The sequence below is a fragment of the Salinimicrobium soli genome (assembly GCF_048323655.1).
In the GTDB taxonomy this organism is placed as follows: domain Bacteria; phylum Bacteroidota; class Bacteroidia; order Flavobacteriales; family Flavobacteriaceae; genus Salinimicrobium; species Salinimicrobium soli.
The window spans coordinates 724,244-741,809 of sequence record NZ_JBLUWW010000002.1 but is presented as its reverse complement, the minus strand read 5'-3'; the positions used below and the strand labels follow the sequence as shown (position 1 = coordinate 741,809).

Genomic DNA, 17,566 nt, shown 5'->3' with positions numbered 1-17,566 from the left:
TTGTTGACTCAAAATATCCTTACAAATTCATTTTAAAAATGGTAGAGAACACCCAAAATAAGGCATTTAAAAAAATAGACACAGACATGCAATTTCTCACCAGTTGCTTTCAGGAAGTCCTAACCGACCTTGGTGAGCATGAACTGGCCAATTTATTGACCAGGCATGAAGATCTAAAAGATTCAATTTCATCAAATGTTGCCCTGGAAAAAAAACAAATCCAGGTATTGAGTATTTACTTGCAGCTTATGAACCTGGTGGAAGAGAATGGTGCAGTACAATACCGCCGTAAGCTTACTGACAGTAATGGGATGAAAGCTATAAGAGGATCCTGGAGTGAAACTTTTCACCGCTGGAAGGAGAAAGGCCTGAGCGAAGAACAAATGCAGAAGATCATTGAGAAAGTAAAACTGATACCTGTACTTACTGCACACCCTACAGAAACAAAGCGAATCTCAATACTTGAGCTGCATCGGGAGATCTACTTAAACCTGATAAAGCTGAAGAACACCTCCTATTCTTTTATTGAGCGCAAAGTAGTTGCTGAGGATATTAAGACGCTGCTTGAAAGATGGTGGCGCACGGGAGAGGTCTATCTCAAAAAGCCAACTGTAGAGATGGAGAGAAGGAACGTTGTACACTATTACAGTAAAGTTTTCCCACAGGCATTGAGAAAAAGTGACATTCAATTGAAGCAGAGTTGGCTCAATATGGGCTTTTCTCAGGAAAATCTTAGCTTTCCAACTATGGAATTTGGCACCTGGGTAGGTGGCGATCGCGACGGCCACCCCTATGTTACAGCTGCTGTCACCAAATCAACTTTGATCGAACACAGAAAGACAGCTCTGGAACTGGTGCATGATGAACTTCAACGTTTGGCGGCAGCTATTAGTTTTTCGGGAACACGTAATAAGGTTACCCAAGAACTTCAGGAAGCCATTACTAAAAAATCAAATGAGCTGGGAGAAGCTGGAAAGCAGGTTCTTTCCAGAAATCCATATGAACCCTGGAGACAATTTGTAAGTCTTGTTCTTCTACAGCTGGAAAATACCAAAGACGATGCAAATAAGGATACTTTAATTTATAACCGGCCGGGAGATCTGTACCAGGATTTACAAATATTAAGGGAAAGCCTTCTGGAGATAGGTGCTAAACGAATTGCAGAAGATCTTTTGTTCCCTGTAGAACGTATAATTCAATGCTTTGGATTCCACCTTGCCCGTCTTGACATTAGGCAAAACAGTGAATTTCACGATAAAGCGCTGGAACAGATTCTTAGTCATACCTTACCTGATCTACCCAAATACAGGACCTGGAGTGAAGAGGAGCGGGTGAAATTTATTTCGGAAGAATTAAAAAACCCACGGCCCTTTGCCATAGCAGGCAAATCTTTTGGTCCGGAAGCTGATAAAGTTCTGGAAAGTTATAAGGTAGTAAAAAAACATACCGACAAATATGGCCCGCAGGGAGTAGGCTCCTTCATTGTAAGTATGACCCGACAGTTAAGTGATTTACTTGTAATATATCTATTCTTTAGAGAAGTTGGTATTGACAGGGATACTTTCCAGGTAGTTCCATTATTTGAAACCATTGATGACCTTCTGGTTTCCGGAGATATACTGGACAGCTTCCTTAGTCATCCCTCCTATCCCGGAAAGGAGAAAAGAACACAGGAGATCATGCTGGGTTACAGCGATAGTAACAAAGACGGAGGAATACTGGCCAGCCGGTGGAATATCTACCGGGCGGAAAAAGCCCTTACTGAGACCGGAGACAAGCACGGAGTAGAATTGCGGTTTTTCCATGGAATTGGAGGAACCATAAGTAGAGGTGGCGGTAAATACCACCGTTTCCTGGAAAGTATGCCTCCCGGAAGTTTGAGCGGAGAGATCAAGCTTACCGTCCAGGGCGAGACCATAGCCCAGCAATTTGCCAATATGCTTACAGCCACTTATAACCTCGAAATGCTACTTTCGGGAACTGCTTTACAAACCGGGAACCGGCTATATCCGGCTACTAGAGAAGAGTTTCCAATTAAGGCGCTAAGGCAATTGGCAGAATACTCCAGAGAGAAATATCAGAAATTGATCGGGCATCCTTCTTTTCTCACTTTTTATGGTGAGGCCACTCCAATAGACGTCCTGGAATTGAGTAAGATTGGGTCCCGCCCTGCAAGACGAACCGGCACAAGAACCTTAAATGACTTAAGGGCTATACCCTGGGTCTTTAGTTGGAATCAATCGCGTTTTACTATTACCGGTTGGTATGGATTAGGATCTGCCTTACAGAAATTGAGATCTGAGAATCCTGAACAATACCAACAATTAAAAAATGTTTCCCATGAATGGCCTTTTTTCAGATATGTGTTGATACAGGTTGAAACGAACCTTATGAATGCAGAACCCGATGTAATGGAAGCCTACGCCTCCCTTGTGCAGGATCCTGAGGTAAGGAAAGAATTGACTACTCTTATTAAAAACGAGCATGAAAAAGGCCTGGATGAGGTCGCTGCCATGTTTGAACAAAAACGTGAAGAAAGAAGACTGAGCTTACTGGATAATCTGGATCGAAGAAAAGACGTTTTGATCTCCCTGCACAGGTTACAGATCAAATACCTGGAAGAATGGAGAAAGTCTCAGAGCAAAACAGAAGATGACAGTTTAGTAACACATCTACTGCAAATTACTACCGCACTTGCCAGCGGACTTAAAAATACCGGTTGATCCTGAGATGGAGTCAAGTATTAACAAGCACACGTTCTCAAAGCGTGTGCTTTTTTTATAAATTCAAATTTCCTTTACTGAAATTATTTTTACAGGACAAGCCTTTGCGGCAGCTTCAGCGGATTCCAGAATGGAATGGTCGGGGGATTTTAGGGTGTGAAAGCCTTTTTTGTCGGTTGCCTTGAGCAGCACACATTTTCCGTCTTTTTTGGACATCCGGAACTGTTCCGGCGCCAGTTCGACGCAGTAATTGCATCCAATGCACTTGGGCCGCTGCAAGGTTATCACCACCATCAGGCTTCCACCAGTTTGTAAAGTCTGTCTGAAAGTCGCACCCGGAAAGGGGTTTTTATAGTACAGCTGTCACCTTTGGTAGCTTTGTCTGAAGCCACGTCGTTCACAAACATTTCCTCCAGCACCAGTTCCTGAGCTCCGGTGCTTGGGCCGGTGACTAATATCCTGTCCCCTTTTTTGATGTCGTATGCTTCTATTTGGAATTCGGCTACCCCGGCTTTGGGAAAATAATGCATTCCTTTCCCCACGTACACCTTTTTTTGTGATGCCTGGGATCCGGAAGTTTTGCTCCATTCTCCCAGTTGCTGCCCCAGGTAATATCCACTCCAGAATCCGCGGTTATAGACTTTACTGAGTTCTTCCATCCACTGCTCCACTTTCTCTTCGGAAAAACATCCATTTTGAAGTGCATCAATGGCTTCGCGATAGGCTTTTGTGACGGTCGCCACATATTCAGGTGCGCGGCCACGGCCTTCTATCTTCAACACCTGTACTCCGGCATCGGCCACTTCGTCCAAAAAGTTGATAGTACAAAGGTCTTTTGGAGACATCATATATTCATTATCGATCTCCACCTCAAAACCGGATTCCTGGTCGATCACCGTGTATTTCTTTCGGCAGTTCTGTTTACAGGCGCCGCGGTTGGCCGATGAATTGTGTGAGTGCAGGCTTAGATAACATTTTCCGGAAACTGCCATACAAAGGGCTCCATGGCCAAAAACCTCAATTTTGACCAGTTCTCCGGATGGGCCTTTAATTTGTTCTTTTTCGATCTGCTCGGTGATCTTTTTCACCTGCCGCAAACTAAGTTCCCGAGACAGCACCATGGTTTCAGCAAACAGGCTGTAGAACTTTACAGTCTCAATATTGGTAATGTTCAACTGAGTGGAAATATGCACATTGACCCCCATTGCACGTGCAGAAGCGATCACCGCCTGATCTGAAGCGATCACTGCAGTTACTCCCGCCTCTTTGGCCTTAGCCAGCAAAGTTTTAATTAAGGAAAGATCATGGTCGTAGACTATGGTATTCAAAGTAAGATAGCTGCGGACTTTCTTAGCCTCGCATCTTATAACTATCTCCGGCAGGTCATCCATCGTAAAATTAATGGAAGCACGTGCACGCATATTGAGCTGCTCCACCCCAAAGTAAACGGAATCTGCCCCGTTGTCAATTGCCGCCTGCAAGGATTCAAAATTACCTGCAGGGGCCATCAATTCCATCTTACCAGATCTTGCCATAATTTTCAGAATATATACACAGCCTCAGCAAAAAAGTGATTGCCGGGCTAATTTTTTCAGGTGGCAAAGAAAATAGCATCATGCTGATCAAAATATGACGAAGATCAGGAAATGGCATTTTTGGGACAAAAGTCTCCGAATTATTTTCGGCTTGTGACTATAGTCATAATTAAGCTTCTGATGGTTTTCTTCCTTTGCCCCGAACAAAATACCGGAACCATGAACGAAACACTTGATATTGAAGCCCTGCCACAGGGACATCCCGTTAGCATTTACTTTAAAGAAAAAGAACTTATACTGGAACTTTCCGAAGAATTGAAGGCCACCGATCCCGAGAAGGAATACCAGAAATTCTATAATATCTTCAATCAGTTACAACAGATAGAACGGCGTTTTGAGCGAAAAGAGAACCAGTTGTTCCCCTATCTTGAAAAACGCGGCTGGAATGGTCCTTCTCAAGGAATGTGGTCTTTCCATGACAACTTACGGGAGCAATTTCGGTTGCTTCGGAAGAAGATCGAAAACAGGGAATACCAGGAAGCAAAAGCAGATAGTTCATATCTCATTAGCGGCATCTACCGGCTGCTTCTCATTGAAGAAAATGTGCTATTCCCCCATTCCCTCGACCTGTTGACTGAAGAAGACTGGAAAGAAGCCAGAAAGGGTGAAGAAGAAATAGGCTGGATGTTGGCTGAAGCCCCCGCCGGTTTTCAGGAAGAACCTGAATATATTCACCCCAGCGATGACCACACAAAGAGGGAGCTTTCCTTTTCTCTTGATAACACGTCTCACTATGACGAAGGCTATATGACTGTGGAGCAGGTAAACCTGTTGCTAAAAACCATGCCCCTGGACCTCACCTATGTGGATGAGAACGACAAGGTTATCTTCTATAACCGTGGGGAAGAGCGCGTATTTCCTCGCAGTGCAGGTATCATTGGCAGGGAAGTCAAATTCTGTCATCCTCCAAAAAGTGTGGGAACAGTGCTGAAGATCCTGGAAGAATTTAAAAAGGGCAACCGGAACGAAGCTTCTTTCTGGATCAATTTCAAAGAAAGACTCATTTACATCAGGTATTTCGCTGTACGTGATAAGGATAAAAAGTACCGCGGAGTAATAGAAATGTCTCAGGATATCACCGACATTAAAAATATAGAGGGTGAAAAAAGGCTGTTGGAATGGGATTAGATCTGGCTTAACTGATTATTTTTCAGTAAAATGAGGATTTCCGTAAAGAATGTACCTTCTCACTTACTACATTTAGGGAAAATTCTACAAAATGATCGGTTATATTGGAATCGGGTTGGCCTGCCTTTCTATCATTTTTGTCCTTATTCTGTTGTTCTATCACAGGAAGCAACGGAAACTAATTGAACAAAAGATCAAAGCGTATGAAGAGTTGCAAAAAGATCCTGAATGAGTCAGGATCTTTTTTTTGTCTTCAGCAGTTCATTATCGGTATTTAGAAGTACAGCATTTTTTAGTACATTTAAAGAAATCAACCCAATAAGATCTGTAATTATGAGGACTGTTAAGATACTGCTACTAATGTTGTTCCCTGTTATTGCGAACGCACAAACAATTTTGCCCGCAGAAGTTCAAATTAAAACCGCTGTTTTGGCTGCACCAGAAGAGGAACGGGAAACTGCAACGGTTTTGGGTTATAATGTTAACGGAAAACTGATCACCCTTCGGGAAGGAAAAGGCGGAATTATTTGTGTGGCTGATGACCCGAACCAGGAAGGAGTAAGAGTTTCCTGCTATTCTAAAAAACTGGAACCATTTATCGCCCGCGGAAGACAACTGACCGCAGAGGGAAAATCGGAAATGGAAAAGAGAGAGATCAGAAAAAAAGAGGCAGATTCCGGAGAATTACCAATGCCTGATGCTCCCAGTATGATGTATATCTTAAGCGGGACCAATGAGAATTATAACTCCGAAACCGGAGAACTGAAAGATGGCAATTTCAGGTATGTGATCTATATACCTTATGCTACTGCAGAGTCCACAGGTTTACCCACCAAACCTTTTGCTCCCGGTATGCCATGGATCATGGATCCCGGTACCCACCGCGCACATATCATGGTAACTCCGCCAATCAAACAGGAGGAAAAGAAATAGGCTTAAAAATGCCTTTTTTGGAACCCCTTCAACTCAATCTTTAAGGGGGTCATGGCCCCAGTTCATTAGACTGTAACGCCAGGGAGTATCTTTTATATTCCCTTCAGGCCGCTGGGCGAGATGCCTTTTGACATAGCCATTTACCTTTTGCATATGCTCATAATCTGCTGAGGTAAGTTCATCTTTCCTGGTGCGTTTAATCCTGATGATCTTCTTTCCGCTTTTGTGCCCTATGGATTCTCCATCACCACTGTCCTGCCCTACTTCTTTGGACTCTTCAGTTTTAAGCCAGTCTTCAATTTCGGCAGGAGCCATATTCACCAGTTCGTAAAATTTCTTGTAGATCTCTTCTTTCTCTTCTGAATTCATTTTTTTATCGGTTTAGTTCGTTCATTAGATCTTCCACATCCAGGCGACGGGTATACATTTCCAGGGAGCCATCCTCTTTTTTCGGCCACTGTTCCCGGGGCCGGTCGTGGTAAAGTTCCACGCCATTTCCATCGGGGTCATTTAAATATATGGCTTCAGAAACTCCATGATCTGCCATTCCGGTGAGCGGATAGTCATTTGTCAATAAACGCTGCAGAACAATTGCCAGGTCTTTCCTTTCCGGATAAAGAATAGCGGTATGGTACAATCCCACTCCCGACTGTGAAGCGCGGGGAGCTCCTTTGCTGTGCCAGGTGTTAAGGCCAATGTGGTGGTGATAGCCGCCGGCAGAAAGAAAAACAGCGGAGTCGCCAATCCTTTCCGTTATTTCAAATCCGAGAAGGTCCCTGTAAAATTTCAGGGCACGTTCAAGATCGGACACTTTTAGATGCACATGACCAATTTTCGTTTCAGCAGGGATCTTATAATCTTTCATACTGTAAAAGATAATCATTTTTTGAAAGAGGTCTAAAAAATGGATTTTTTAGAAGCTTCTCCGGCAATTAATCAATATTTTTATATTAAAATCTGAATTTCCTGCAACATGCAAACAATTTTAGGAGCCGGAGGACCAATAGGAACCGAACTTGCCCGGGCACTTAGGGAGTATACTTCTCGCATTCGGCTGGTTAGTAGAAAGCCTGAAAAAGTGAATCCGGAAGATGAATTATTTCCTGCAGACCTTCGGAAATGGCCCCAGGTCAAAGAAGCTGTTAAGGGTTCTGAAGTAGTGTATCTCACAGCCGGACTTCCGTATAAATACAGAAGGTGGAAAAAGGACTGGCCGGTAATAGTACGGAATGTCATTAAAGCCTGTGAAAAACATGACTGTAAGCTGGTCTTTTTTGACAACGTTTATATGTATTCCAGGGACAGCATGGGGCATATGACCGAGAAAAGTATGGTAGACCCGCCCTCTAAAAAAGGAAGGATTCGGGCAGAAATTGCCGAAATGATCATGAAGGAAGTTTGGACTGAAAATCTGCAGGCTCTTATAGCACGTTCAGCAGATTTCTACGGCCCGGGAATAGAACAGAACAGCATCCTCATAGAAACTGTTTTTAAACCTATTAAAAAAAATAAAAGAGCGATGTGGCTGGGGAATGCAAACTGTAAACACTCTTTCACTTTCACCCCAGATGCTGCAAAAGCAACTGCCTTTTTGGGGAACAAAGAAGAAGCTTATGGGCAGGTGTGGCATTTGCCAACCGCCCAAAATCCGCCTACCGGAAAGCAATGGGTGGAATATGTTGGCAAAGAGATGAATGCCAAGACCGATCTTTGGGAGGTACCTAAATGGATGGTGCGTATACTGGGTATCTTTATGCCGGTGATGCGAGAAACGGTTGAGATGATGTATCAATACAACCGCAATTACGTATTTGACAGCAGTAAAATTGAGGAGCAATTCGGCCTCAAACCCACTTCCTATAAAATGGGAATCAGAGAAATTGTAAAACAAGATTTTAAAAATTAAAACATATAAAGATGAAAATCGGCTGGATAGGATTAGGAAAAATGGGCAAACCCATGAGTGAAAGTCTGCTCAAAGCAGGACGCACTGTTATTGTTTACAACCGTACCAAAGATAAAGAAGAACCTTTAAAAGAAGATGGAGCTGACACCGCTGCATCTCCGAAAGAACTCATAGAAAAGGTAGATGTGGTTTTCTTGATGATCTCTGATGACAAGGCGGTAGAAGACGTATTTTATGGGGACAAGGGAATTTTAGCTGCAGAAGTCAGCGGGAAGATCGTAGTAAATATGAGCACTGTTTCTGCTGAAGTCAGCCGCAAAGTAGCCTCAGCGCTAGAGTCAAAAGGTAATGATTATCTGGACGCGCCAGTTTCCGGAAGTGTTAAGCAGGCACAGGATGCCACTCTGGTGGTCATAGCCGGTGGAAAAGGAGAAGTTTTTGAGGAAGTAAGTCCCCTGCTCGAGACAATTGGTAAAAAAGCCATTTTAGTAGGTGATATTGGAGTTGGAAATCTTACCAAACTTGCTGTGAATACCTTTCTGGGAATTGTCACTCAGGGACTGGCAGAGGTCATCAATTTCTCCAGAGAAAAAGAGGTGAAAACTTCAGATCTCATGGAAATCATTAACAACAGTGCGTTGGGAAGTCCGTTTATCAAGATCAAAGGCAATGCAGTCCTGGAAGAAGATTACAACGCGGCCTTTACCCTTAGCCATCTTACCAAAGACCTGAGGCTGGCGCAGGAAGCAGGATTTGATGCCCCGTTAGGAAATGCCGCTTACGAAACCTTCAGCAAAGCAGAAGCCGAATTGGGAGGTGAAGACGTGATCTCGATAATTAAGAAACTTAAATAGTTCAATACTCGCTTTATAAAAAACCAGGAAGGCTTTCCCTGATTTAAGAAGCCTTAACCACGGATTAACAAGAACTTAACCCATATCGCCGGATTCCGGTTTGCCAAAATCTTGTTTTCTTCTGAAATTGTGGAAAAAGAGATTATGGTCCGGATCGAAGAACACGAAAATATTCTTTACACGATTGCTGAAGAGAAACTGGAAGACGAGGATTATAACCGCATCATCCCTCTATTGGAAGCAAAGATCAAAACCTACGGACTCGTGCGCTGGTACTTCGAGATGAAAAATTTTAAAGGCTGGAGCCTGAGTGCGCTTTGGAAAGATCTCAAAGTTGATTTCAAGAACAGGAACAAATACGAGAAAGTGGCAATGGTAGGAGACAAAGAGTGGGAAGAAAAACTGACTGATCTTATGAAGCCTTTTACCGATGCTGACGTGAAATATTTTCCACTTTCGGAAGCTGAGAAAGCCCGGAACTGGATCAAAAATCCTTAACTATTTATGACCACAAGTGATTCTTACGACGCCTGGGCCGGTTCCTATGATTCGGTAGGCAATAAGACCAGGGACCTGGAGGCGGAGGTGTTGCGGGACACTTTCCTCAATCCTCATTATGGAAATATTTTGGAGCTGGGTTGCGGTACCGGAAAGAATACCGGCTGGTTATCCAAAAAAGCAGATTTCGTGATGGCCCTGGATTTTTCTCCCAAAATGATCTCGAAAGCCAAAGAAAAGATCACTGAACCAAATGTAGAATTTGTACAGACAGATATCACCCGAACCTGGCCGGTAAAGCCGGGCTGGGCGAACCTTATTACCTGCAGCCTGGTGATGGAACATATTGAAGATCTCTCCTTCATTTTTGAAGAAGCTGATAAAGCCTTAAAAAGAAGAGGGAAATTCTATATCTGTGAGTTACATCCCGCCAAACAATATGCGGGGAGCCAGGCAAAATTTGAAACTGAACAGGGACTGCAGAAACCGAAGGCTTTCGTTCACCACCTTTCCGACTATCTTAGTGCCTCAAGAGAGCACGATTTTAATCTTCTCGATCTCAATGAATACTTTGATGACCGGGAAAAAGAAAATATTCCGCGATTGATCTCTTTTGTGTTTGAAAGTAAAAAATAGACTTTAGACTGGAACTGAAAATTGGGTGTCAAATACCTTTTCAAAGAAAAGAAAAGTCTCTTTTGCCGTGTGCACTGCCTGCTCCTCCTCTTCGGGAGTTAAAGTAATGCCTTCCAGCCTGCTTTTAAAATCATTCCAATTATCAACAGCATCCCTGTTTCCACTAAAAAAGTGGCTTTCTCCCACTCCCTCCAGGCTACAGTGTTTGAGGTGTCGCGCAATGACCATTCCTCCCATGGCAGATCCTTCTACCACATAGGCAGCTCCCAGCGCTTCAGCAAAAGAGTTGATGTGAAAATTTTCACTGTATTCAACCATTTCAGGAGAAATATCCAGCCGCTCCAGATCTTTTTTCAGTTGCAGGTGCTTCAGTCCGGTATATTCAGGAAAAAACCGGTTTATCTCCTTCTCCATCGTTCTGTAAGCGACATAGTTCTGAAGCAGTAAGTGCCGGTATGCTTCAAGAGATATACTATGATCTAAAATTGCAGCTGCCGGGTTCTTAGACTCGATCTGTTCATGTAATTCTTTCGTCTCCTGTCTAAGCCTGTGTATCATCTTCTTTGTGCTTTCTAAAGTTTCCTATGGCCTTTTTGATCTTTTTAATATTCTCCTTTTGATCTGCATTGTCTGTCTGCAAATTGTCCAGGTAAGCATTTATCTGGTTGATGGCAACCTTATTTTTCCGAAGCCGTTCCCGCAACTCATCCTGAGAGATCATGTGAAAAACCACTTTTTTAAGCAGTGGCCTCAGGCGCGCTTCGAGATGGTCCATATGCTTTTTCAGAATATAACCCCAGGCACCGGCCAGAATAGTATGTGCGGCCAGTTCCTCATCATCCACGGTACCGGTGAGAAAAATGAATGGTACGTTCTCATCCTTTTCTTTCACCAGCTCCATTACCTCAAGTCCGTTACAGGTGGGCAGGTTGTAATCTGAGATCACAACATCGGGAACAAAGCTGATCATTTTGTCGCGGCATTTTTCAAGATCGTCTACTACTTCAATGATTGGCTCTGCCACGATCTTCCTGATCGTTCGCAGGGTCATGGTGACATCAGCCTCATTATCTTCCACGAGTAGGATCCTCAATGGGGTGGTGATCAAATTGTTATTACTCATTTTCTTGTCCTAAATAAAAATAAAATACAGACCCTGCCCCGGGGGTACTTTTAACCCAAATTTTTCCGTGGTGTTTCTCCACCACTTTTTTAACTATCGCCAGGCCTATTCCTGACCCTTCATATTCTCCGCCAACGACGCGGCCAAAAGTATCAAAGACCTTATCAGTATGTTTTTGATCAAAACCTATTCCGTTGTCCTCTATGTAGAAAACTTCTTTTCCCTGCTGCGGAAGGCATCCAATCTCAATGCGCGGATCTTCTTTTTCATCAGAATACTTCAGAGCATTTGTGAGCAGGTTCGACCAAAGCTGAAAAAGCATACGGCGGTCACCGGTAATATTCGGAAGTGATTCGTGGATCTCAACAGTAGTTTTTGGATAATTAGCCTGCAAATTTATTAGTTCAAGGATCTCCTTTATCAATGAGAGTACATCAACCTCCTGTAATGGCGCCCTTTCCTGCTTACTAAGACTGGAATATTCGAGGATATCATCTATTAAATTGTTCATTTTATAGGTGAGCCGGCGGGCTTTTTTGACGATTTTAAAAGCCTCTGCATTTAGCCCTTTTTCATGATCCTCCTCCAGGATCTGTAGGTACCCTTGCAGCCCACGAACAGGAGCTCTAAGGTCATGAGAAAGCCCGTAACTGAAAAGCTCCAATTCCTGACTCGCAGCCGTTATCTTCCTGTTCAATAATTCGATCTCCCGTCGCTGTTTTTCAAGGATCACAAAACGAATATTTTCTCGGAAATTGCGCGCTATACTCAAGTCAAAATCCTGCCAGGGTTCAGAGATTCCCCTTAGCTCCTGACTCCATTTTTCGAAAGATTTTCGCGGGCTTATCCGCTTTTTCTCTTCATTGTAAAATGCCTTTTTTTGAGGGTTTCCTCCCCAAACCACGGTTTGCAATACCTGTGGTCGGAACCAGACAAGATACCGGTCTTCAGAAATACGTACACTCAAAAGTCCGGAGGCGGTTTCCATATAGTCTGCAGCTTCCGGAAAGATATCGGCCAGATTACGGGTGTGAAAAATGCTCTTTTCAAGAGGTAATAAAAAATTCTGGTGCAGACTCTTTACCTGTTCCCGGCCGGGTGTATTTCCGAATAAATTGCATTCTTCCAGACTCACCAAAGCTCCTCCGCCGCAGGAGAGCAGATCGGTAAATTTGATCTTTCCGCAGGTAAGCGCTTCAAAAAGGTCATTTTTTCCCCGCAATTGTTTGATCAGTTTATGCCTTAGCTTTTCTGAAAACTGCGATTTCTGAACAAAAGTGTTTGTTTCCTGAAGTTCAAGTTCGGTGGAAAGCATTTGTACCAAAAAGCGGCAATTCTCCCGCTGAAAATAACTGAGGTATTTTGGGGTCCTGTGATGACAGGCTATAAGTCCCCACAATTTACCTTTGACTATTATGGCTGCAGTAAGGGAAGCGGCCACTTCCATATTCTTAAGATATTCAATATGAATAGGAGAAACAGCACGGAGTCCCGAGCGGGAAATATCCAGAGGTTCCCCGGTTAACGGGGAAATTTCAGGTTTGAGAGCGACAGGTTGATAATCAACATTAGAAATGGTACGCACCCTATGTTTCAGGAACATGGCACGCGATTGCGCAGGAATGTCAGTTGCCGGGTAATGCAGTCCGAGCCAGCTCTCCATTTCCTCTTCCCGCGCTTCAGCAATCACTTCCCCGTTCCATTCTTCATCAAACTTATAGATCATTACCCTGTCATACCCAAAGATCTCCCGGGTAAGGGTAACGGCTGATCTGCAAAGAGAATTCACAGAATCTGAATTTTCCAATCTATTGAGGATCCTGCTCAGTTGTCTTTGAAAGAACAAGGGGTCATGTTCCTTATCAACAGGCTCGATATCGAGTACAAGGTTCAGATCTGAAAAATGAGCCTGCAGCAGGAATTTTTTTCCGTTGATCTCCACATCCAGAGGAAGCGAGAGTTCCTTAGACGCGATCTTTTTCCTGAAGCGTTCCAGCTCATCATTTTGAATAAGCTCCCCAAGGTTTTTTCCAACAACCTCTCCATGCGGAATATCAAAATACTTTTCAGTATTAGTGCCTGTCTGCGTGATAACCAGGCTCAACGGGTCACAGGCCAGCAACACCCCATGCTCCTGGGATTTACCAATAATGTGAATGGGTTCTGTGGCACAATTATCAAGGTTTACCTGCTCAGGATATTTAGTAAAACCGGAAGCCATAGGTTATCAGGCTTTTAATTTGAAATAGAAAGAGCTTCCCACCCCTTCCTGGGAATCTACCCAAATAGTACCGTTATGCAGGTGTACGATCTTTTCCACATGAGCAAGACCTACCCCGGTGCCCTCATTATCATCGTGTTTCTTTACCCGGTTAAAGATCGTAAAGATGTTCTTTTGATCTTCTTTTGAAATACCTACTCCATTGTCAACTACCGAGAATACCCAAAAGTCCTTCTCCCGGTAGGCGGAGATCCTTATTTCGGGAACCCTGTCGTTGGGTGTGTACTTGATAGCATTGGTAATTAGATTTTGAAAAAGGGAGTCTCAACTCTATCTCGTAAGCAGAGATATGTGGCAGATTTCCGCAGTGAATTTTGGCTCCTGTCTCCTTTATACGTTTACCCAGATCATATTTCACTACTTCAACCAACTCCTTCGTATTGATAATTTTCTTTTTACCATTACGCCCTATTCTCGAATGTTCTAGAAGAGCCTTGATCTGGTTGGACAACCGGGTAGAAGCATTTTCTATATAAGAGATGTATTCCTTGCCTTTTGCATCCAGGCGATCACCGTAGATCTTGTTAAGTACATCACTTCCAAACTTAATGGTGGACAAAGGTTCCTGCAGATCGTGAGAACAAATGGACACAAACTGCTCCAGGTCCTTATTCACCTGCTCCAGATCGGTCTTTTGACGAAGTAATTGATCTTCGGCTTTTTTAAGTGCACTTACATCAACAAATGTATGACGTATAGCAATGATCTTATTATTTTCGTCTCTTTCGGCACTGGCATTCAGTATCACCGGAAGAATTTCGCCCGTCTTCGTAAGAAGGTTCTGCTCCAGATTAACGAGCTCTCCCTTTGCCTTAAATTTCTTATTTGATTTAAGGGCTTCTACCTGTGCCTCTTCGTTGTAAAGATCGAAGATTGGTCTGCCTATCAATTCTTCTTTGGAATCGTACTTCAACTGCTTGATCGCCGTCTTATTACATTCTAAGATCTGTGAAGTGTTGGGATCAACGCTGATGTGCATTACAGGATCTTCCTCATAGAAGCTCTTGAAGCGCTTCTCGCTCGCCTGTAACTTTTCTTTAGACTTCTGAAGTGATTCGATGTCAATGAAAGTAATTACAACACCACTAACTTTATCCCTGGAATCAATGTAAGGTGAAATACGTCTCAAATAGTGGTTCCCGTCTTTTGAAGCCACTGCTTTTTCAAGAGTTTTCCCTGTTTTAAGGACTCTCTTACAACGTTCCAAAAGGTTACTTTTGCCTATACTCCCAGTGAAATGGCTAATAGGCCGCCCCACATCAGTGTTTAGGAAACTAAAATGCTCCTTAATTGCCGGGGTGAATTTTGTAATTCTTAAGTTGGAATCAAGGAAGATCGTACCTATTTGAGTACTTTCCAACAGGTTATTCATATCAGAATTAAGCGCCGCCAGATCCTCCATTTTCTGAAGGTTCTCTGCATTTACAGTGTTGATCTCTTCATTGACACTTTGCAGCTCTTCATTAGTACTTTGCAATTCTTCATTGGAGGCCAGTAATTCTTCATTGGCTGCCTGTAGCTCTTCATTACTGGTTTCTATTTCTTCGAGGGAAGTCTGCAATTCTTCCTTGGTCTGCTTTAATTCCTCTTCAAGGTTAGAAACGTACTCCTTTGTACGGGTAGTGAGCGTCACATTATCGATCTCTTCTACAGCATCAAGGTTTAGTTCTTTCTCAATAAAAGTGACAACAAACTGGGTTTCTCCATCTACACTCTTCTGCCTGTATGGCTTAACAATAATGTCTACTCCTCTGCGCTCATCATTATGCATAAATGCGGCATTGGGATAAAAGACTTTCTGCTGAAGTTTATTTGCTTTTTTAAGCGTATTTTGAACCAGGTACTTGAGGTCTGTCTCCAGCATATCAAGTAGATTAATGGAAAACCCATTAACCGGGAGATTCGCATATTTCCTGAATTCTCCAATAGCTTCAAGAATATTATATTCAGAGTCAATGAAGACACTTGCGGCATTAAAATGCTCCAGTAAGGTTTCATTAAATTCACTCTGCAACTTCGATTTTGCGGGTTTGGCCGCCGTTCTTGTTGAATTCATTTCTTTTGACACAGAATTAGTAATCACCCTTGCGGCGCTGGGAGAAAGTCCCGAATTCAATCTTCTGTTAGGATTGATATTTTTATAGATCTTCCATTTTCTGGAGACCTCTTCAAAATTCTCTTTTTGACTCTGCACACTCTCGCTGGTTCCGAGAACCAGGTAACCGTTCCGTTTTATGGCATAATGCAGGACGGTAAGTGCTTTTTTCTGAATTACAGGCTGAAAATAGATCAGTAGATTACGACAGGAAACCAGGTCCATATTACTGAACGGCGGATTCTTGATAAGGTTGTGATTTGAAAAGATTACTGCCCGTCGTAATTTTTCACTCACTTTGTAACTGTTGGGTTTGCTTACAAAATACCTGGAAAGGAATTCTCCGGGAACATCTGCAGCTATACTTTCAGGATATTTTCCTTTGCTACCAATTTCCAGGTGGCTGTCAGCAATATCTGTAGCAAAGATCTTTACTTCTAATTTTTTTTCCTGTTTTTCGATCTCTTCATAGAAACACATCGCATAAGAATAAGCTTCTTCCCCTGTACTACAGGCTACGTCCCAGATCTTAATGACCTCTCCATCTGATTTTTGGCTAACAAGCTCCGGAATAACCTTTTTGCGAAGAACATTCCACACCTTGCTGTCCCTAAAGAACTTAGTAACCCCAATCAAAAATTCCCGGTACAGGATCTCCACCTCTCCTTCCCGGTGAGTGAGGTGCCCATAATATTCGGCCAAAGAACGGCATTTGCAGACATTGACCCTTCTTGCTACCCTACGAGCAAGTGTGGATCTCTTGTATTCCCTAAAATCCAGACCGGTCTTTTTAATTACAAAATTGAGGATCTTCATCAATTCGGTCTGATCATATTCCACATCGCCATCTTCAAAATGGAAGACCGGAGGTGCATTTAAAAATGTTTGTAACTCCTCTCCCATTTTTTCAACAGAAAGAACATAATCCACCAAGCCGGTATTAATTGCACTTTTTGGCATTCCGTCAAATTGCGCTTCAGCAGGTTCCTGCACCATGATCATACCGTCATTCTCTTTGATGGCCCTGGCGCCCCGGGTTCCGTCACTGCCCGTACCACTGAGTATCACCCCAATGGCTTTATCTTTTTTCTCCCTTGCAAGGGATTCAAAGAACATATCTATAGGCAGATTGAGAGTCTGATCTTTGGGTTTTGCGGAAAGGTGTAGCAATCCATCTTTATAGATCAAATTATTGACCGGTGGGATAAGGTAAATGTGCCCGGCACGGACTTCTAAACGATCGGAAACTTCAACTATAGGAAGATCTGTGATCCTTTTCAAAAGCTCCCCCATCATACTTTTGTAGTCTGGGGATAAATGTTGAATAACAACATAAGCGCAGGAGGTATTTTGTGGGATTTTAGCAAAAAAAGCCTTCAAAGCCTCTAAACCTCCGGCACTGGCACCAATGGCTACAATGCGGGTTTCTGAAGAAATCCGGGCTCTTTGTTCCGGAACAGAAATAGGGGAATTCTTATTGGTGTTCCTCATAAAAAAATAGAATAGCCAAGGTGAAATCCCATTAGCCAAATATTTAAAACAGATCTACACTTACTTTAGAAGAGTAGGAAAATATAGTCGGTGAAAATATTACTTTTCAAGATTTTTCCCTGTTAATTAAGTGTTAACTGCTTTATGGGAATAGGTGGTGAGAATGGACAAGGGACAGAATATAGCTGCAAATCCTTTATTTTTTGGCTTTTATACTTTACCAAAAAAATAAAGAAAAAGAAGAGAATCTCATTCCAGGCTTCTCCCCTTAAAAGCCTTTTATGAACTCCTCTTCCTTTTCTT

17 protein-coding genes are annotated in these 17,566 nt (G+C 42.9%); 8 read left to right on the top strand and 9 right to left on the bottom strand.

Annotated elements, in window-relative coordinates:
* Window positions 1-38: 38 nt before the first annotated feature.
* The gene (locus ACNORC_RS08940; protein ID WP_418335284.1) at window positions 39-2,723 is read left to right on the top strand and encodes a phosphoenolpyruvate carboxylase; all 2,685 of its coding nucleotides are present in this window, start codon (window positions 39-41) and stop codon (window positions 2,721-2,723) included.
* 63 nt (window positions 2,724-2,786) lie between these two features.
* On the opposite strand, the gene ACNORC_RS08935 is transcribed toward ACNORC_RS08940, so the two are convergent.
* Together ACNORC_RS08935 and ACNORC_RS08930 are read right to left on the bottom strand one after the other, a co-directional pair.
* The gene (locus ACNORC_RS08935) at window positions 2,787-3,017 is read right to left on the bottom strand and encodes a ferredoxin (protein ID WP_418335283.1); all 231 of its coding nucleotides are present in this window, start codon (window positions 3,015-3,017) and stop codon (window positions 2,787-2,789) included.
* Window positions 3,017-4,258: a peptidase U32 family protein gene (locus ACNORC_RS08930; RefSeq protein ID WP_418335282.1), complete on the bottom strand. Its 1,242-nt coding sequence runs from the start codon at window positions 4,256-4,258 to the stop codon at window positions 3,017-3,019. Before ACNORC_RS08930 ends, ACNORC_RS08935 begins: the two co-directional genes overlap by 1 nt.
* Window positions 4,259-4,477: 219 nt before the next feature.
* On the opposite strand from ACNORC_RS08930, the gene ACNORC_RS08925 reads away from it, so the two are divergent.
* The 3 genes from ACNORC_RS08925 to ACNORC_RS08915 all read left to right on the top strand — a co-directional run bounded on the left by ACNORC_RS08925 (window position 4,478) and on the right by ACNORC_RS08915 (window position 6,379).
* Window positions 4,478-5,446, top strand: coding sequence for a DUF438 domain-containing protein (locus tag ACNORC_RS08925; protein ID WP_418335281.1), 969 nt, complete (start codon window positions 4,478-4,480; stop codon window positions 5,444-5,446).
* A 91-nt stretch (window positions 5,447-5,537) separates the two neighbouring features.
* The gene (locus ACNORC_RS08920; protein ID WP_418335280.1) at window positions 5,538-5,678 is read left to right on the top strand and encodes a hypothetical protein; all 141 of its coding nucleotides are present in this window, start codon (window positions 5,538-5,540) and stop codon (window positions 5,676-5,678) included.
* A 101-nt stretch (window positions 5,679-5,779) separates the two neighbouring features.
* Complete coding sequence (locus tag ACNORC_RS08915) at window positions 5,780-6,379, top strand: hypothetical protein (protein ID WP_418335279.1); 600 nt, start codon at window positions 5,780-5,782, stop codon at window positions 6,377-6,379.
* A gap of 33 nt (window positions 6,380-6,412) precedes the next feature.
* Here ACNORC_RS08915 and ACNORC_RS08910 read toward each other — a convergent pair whose 3' ends face one another.
* On the bottom strand, window positions 6,413-6,748 hold the full coding sequence (locus ACNORC_RS08910; RefSeq protein WP_418335278.1) for a DUF3140 domain-containing protein: 336 nt from the start codon (window positions 6,746-6,748) through the stop codon (window positions 6,413-6,415).
* Between the two features lie 4 nt (window positions 6,749-6,752).
* Window positions 6,753-7,262, bottom strand: a complete 510-nt coding sequence (locus ACNORC_RS08905; RefSeq protein WP_418335277.1) for a VOC family protein — start codon at window positions 7,260-7,262, stop codon at window positions 6,753-6,755.
* Window positions 7,263-7,352: 90 nt separating this feature from the next.
* Here ACNORC_RS08905 and ACNORC_RS08900 point away from each other — a divergent pair, with 90 nt between their 5' ends.
* From ACNORC_RS08900 to ACNORC_RS08885, 4 genes are all read left to right on the top strand, one after another.
* Window positions 7,353-8,285: an NAD-dependent epimerase/dehydratase family protein gene (locus ACNORC_RS08900; protein WP_418335276.1), complete on the top strand. Its 933-nt coding sequence runs from the start codon at window positions 7,353-7,355 to the stop codon at window positions 8,283-8,285.
* An 11-nt stretch (window positions 8,286-8,296) separates the two neighbouring features.
* Window positions 8,297-9,139 (top strand): NAD(P)-dependent oxidoreductase, encoded by an 843-nt coding sequence (locus ACNORC_RS08895; protein WP_418335275.1) that lies wholly within the window; start codon window positions 8,297-8,299, stop codon window positions 9,137-9,139.
* A gap of 129 nt (window positions 9,140-9,268) precedes the next feature.
* On the top strand, window positions 9,269-9,637 hold the full coding sequence (locus ACNORC_RS08890; RefSeq protein WP_418335274.1) for a SpoIIAA family protein: 369 nt from the start codon (window positions 9,269-9,271) through the stop codon (window positions 9,635-9,637).
* A gap of 6 nt (window positions 9,638-9,643) precedes the next feature.
* Window positions 9,644-10,273 carry a class I SAM-dependent DNA methyltransferase gene (locus tag ACNORC_RS08885; RefSeq protein ID WP_418335273.1) on the top strand — a complete coding sequence of 210 codons (630 nt, stop codon included), beginning with the start codon at window positions 9,644-9,646 and terminating at the stop codon, window positions 10,271-10,273.
* A gap of 3 nt (window positions 10,274-10,276) precedes the next feature.
* Here the strand turns inward: ACNORC_RS08885 and ACNORC_RS08880 are convergent, their stop codons facing one another.
* The 5 genes from ACNORC_RS08880 to ACNORC_RS08860 are packed head-to-tail and all read right to left on the bottom strand — an operon-like array spanning window position 10,277 to window position 17,263.
* On the bottom strand, window positions 10,277-10,831 hold the full coding sequence (locus ACNORC_RS08880; protein WP_418335272.1) for a biliverdin-producing heme oxygenase: 555 nt from the start codon (window positions 10,829-10,831) through the stop codon (window positions 10,277-10,279).
* Window positions 10,815-11,396 (bottom strand): response regulator, encoded by a 582-nt coding sequence (locus ACNORC_RS08875; RefSeq protein ID WP_418335271.1) that lies wholly within the window; start codon window positions 11,394-11,396, stop codon window positions 10,815-10,817. The genes ACNORC_RS08880 and ACNORC_RS08875 overlap by 17 nt, the downstream gene beginning before the upstream one ends.
* A complete protein-coding gene (locus ACNORC_RS08870) occupies window positions 11,389-13,617 on the bottom strand; it encodes an ATP-binding protein (protein WP_418335270.1) in 2,229 nt (742 codons plus the stop codon). The genes ACNORC_RS08875 and ACNORC_RS08870 overlap by 8 nt, the downstream gene beginning before the upstream one ends.
* Window positions 13,618-13,623: 6 nt before the next feature.
* The gene (locus tag ACNORC_RS08865; RefSeq protein ID WP_418335389.1) at window positions 13,624-13,875 is read right to left on the bottom strand and encodes a sensor histidine kinase; all 252 of its coding nucleotides are present in this window, start codon (window positions 13,873-13,875) and stop codon (window positions 13,624-13,626) included.
* On the bottom strand, window positions 13,823-17,263 hold the full coding sequence (locus ACNORC_RS08860) for a chemotaxis protein CheB (RefSeq protein WP_418335269.1): 3,441 nt from the start codon (window positions 17,261-17,263) through the stop codon (window positions 13,823-13,825). Before ACNORC_RS08860 ends, ACNORC_RS08865 begins: the two co-directional genes overlap by 53 nt.
* Window positions 17,264-17,566: the final 303 nt, after the last annotated feature.